The sequence below is a fragment of the Flavobacterium sp. genome (assembly GCF_043756175.1).
Taxonomy (GTDB): Bacteria; Bacteroidota; Bacteroidia; order Flavobacteriales; family Flavobacteriaceae; genus Flavobacterium.
Genome location: NZ_JAYURN010000020.1, coordinates 1 through 2,324, shown reverse-complemented (window position 1 = coordinate 2,324; position 2,324 = coordinate 1). Strand labels below are relative to the sequence as shown.

At 33.8% G+C, this 2,324-nt stretch carries 3 protein-coding genes; 2 read left to right on the top strand and 1 reads right to left on the bottom strand.

What is annotated here, in order from left to right; all coding sequences use genetic code 11:
* The first annotated feature begins 74 nt into the window (after positions 1 to 74).
* Positions 75 to 812: a hypothetical protein gene (locus ACH2BP_RS01125; protein ID WP_395056178.1), complete on the top strand. Its 738-nt coding sequence runs from the start codon at positions 75 to 77 to the stop codon at positions 810 to 812.
* A 66-nt stretch (positions 813 to 878) separates the two neighbouring features.
* Here the strand turns inward: ACH2BP_RS01125 and ACH2BP_RS01120 are convergent, their stop codons facing one another.
* Positions 879 to 1,355: a TspO/MBR family protein gene (locus ACH2BP_RS01120; protein WP_395056176.1), complete on the bottom strand. Its 477-nt coding sequence runs from the start codon at positions 1,353 to 1,355 to the stop codon at positions 879 to 881.
* A 112-nt stretch (positions 1,356 to 1,467) separates the two neighbouring features.
* On the opposite strand from ACH2BP_RS01120, the gene ACH2BP_RS01115 reads away from it, so the two are divergent.
* On the top strand, positions 1,468 to 2,324 hold an 857-nt coding region (locus ACH2BP_RS01115; protein WP_395056174.1), incomplete at its 3' end, for a diphosphomevalonate/mevalonate 3,5-bisphosphate decarboxylase family protein.

Below are 2,324 nucleotides of genomic sequence, written 5' to 3'. Positions count from 1 at the left end.
ATTAACATGAATTTATTATTCTGTTTTGATTTTCACAGAATGATTTGAATATGTTTGTAATCAAAATATTACGAATGATAAAAATCTACTTTTCTCTTCCATTACTGTTTTTTGTATTTCAATCTGGTTTCTCGCAAACCGATAAATTAATTAACGGCAAAGTTTTGCACGAACAATTTCCTGTCGCAAAAGTTGAAGTGGCTAATTTTAATTCTAAAAAAACTACAATTACAAACGCAGCCGGGGAATTTTCTATTTTGGTAAAAGCGGGCGATGCAATCCTTTTTATTTCAAAAAGCCATGATATCAAAAAAATTGTACTGGATCAAAAAACCATTGACCAAAACAATCTTATTATTTCACTAATCCTTAAGCCAGAACAATTAGAGGAAGTCGTGATTACAAAAATGCCTTCTATTAAATTAAGTACAGACAAAGGGTATGAGCAAGGGAAGCTTGACAAATATGCATTAGAGAAATCAGCAAGAAGTTTAAAAACGGGGGTTTACAATGGCAGTATTGAAAATGGTATGGATTTAATGCGCATTGGCGGGATGATTTTAGGCTTATTCATAAAAGAAAAAGATGAAGTCAAAAAAACTCCACCAAACATAGAATTTACAGCATTGGCAAAAAGCAGCTGTGATCAAAAGTTTTATATCGAAACTTTAAAATTAAAACCAGACGAAATACCTCTTTTCCTTCAATTTTGTGATGCCGATCCTAAATCGAAAACACTAATCGAAAACAGCAATATTTTATCGATGATGGATTTTTTATCGTCCAAGAATATTGAATTTAAAAAACTCTAAGATTTTGAAAAATAGTTTAGATTTCTCATCACAAGATCAACTGATTACTTGACTAAAAACTGTCAACTACTTATTCAACCACCAAATACTCGCATTCAATACAGCAGCAAAACTTACCCAAGCTAAATACGGAATGAATAAATAGCCCGCGATTCTATTAATTTTAGAAAATTGGATATAGGTTTCGTAAATCATTAACCACAATACTATAATCTCTAAACCGGCCAGCATTGGGTTGTGCAATCCAAAGAACAAATAAGACCACAATGCATTTAATGCCAATTGTATTGCAAAGAAAATCAATGCTTTTTTTACGATCTCTTTTTCAAATTCGATTCGGTTCCACACTAATCCTGCAGCAACACCCATCATAATATAAAGCATACTCCAAACGGGTGCAAAAATCCAATTGGGCGGATTAAAACTAGGTTTAACCAAAGTTGGGTACCAAGTAACAATTGCAGAACGGGTAACCATTCCTGATAAATAACCAATCGCAAGACAGGTTACAACCATCGTTAAAATTCGAGTAATCTTAGTCATAATTATATTTTCTAATGTGGACCAAATTTAATCAAAACTTTAGTACAAATCGATAAATAAACGAAACAAAGAGTAAACCAAAAAAAGTATCTTTGCATAAATTTTATCATTCATGTTTACAGCAAACGATTTTATTCCAAAAAAGTATTCACAATCAGTAGAACAAGGCAATTTCCAATGGAGTGCGCCCAGTAATATTGCTTTGGTGAAATATTGGGGAAAAAAAGACAATCAAATCCCTGCAAATCCTTCAGTGAGTTTTACGTTGAATAATTGCAAGACAATTACCAAATTGGCTTTTGCCAAAAAACAAAATGATGGCACATTCTCCTTTGATTTACTTTTTGAAGGAAAACCAAAAGAAGATTTCAAACCAAAAATCCAAAAATTCCTGGAGCGAATTGAAATCTATCTGCCATTTTTGAAAGACTACCATTTCACGATTGATACGGAAAACACATTCCCGCACAGTTCCGGAATTGCTTCTTCGGCATCTGGAATGGCAGCTTTGGCGATGAACTTGATGAGTTTAGAAAAAGCATTAGACCCAGAAATGACACAGGAATATTTCTATCAAAAAGCATCTTTGCTAGCACGCTTAGGTTCAGGAAGTGCTTGCCGTAGCGTGAAAGGACAAGTGGTAGTTTGGGGAAATCACGCAAATATCTCCGGAAGTTCCGATCTATTTGGAGTTGAATTTCCAAATGCTGTTCATGAAAATTTCAAGAATTACCAAGACACTATTTTATTGGTTGACAAAGGTGAAAAGCAGGTTTCGAGCACCGTTGGTCATGATTTAATGCATGACCATCCATTTGCTGAAAGGCGATTTGCACAAGCGCACGAGAATTTAGAGAAACTAATTACCATATTTGAAAAAGGAAACTTAGATGATTTTATCAAAATTGTAGAAAGTGAAGCGCTGACTTTGCATGCCATGATGATGACTTCAATGCCTTACTTTATATT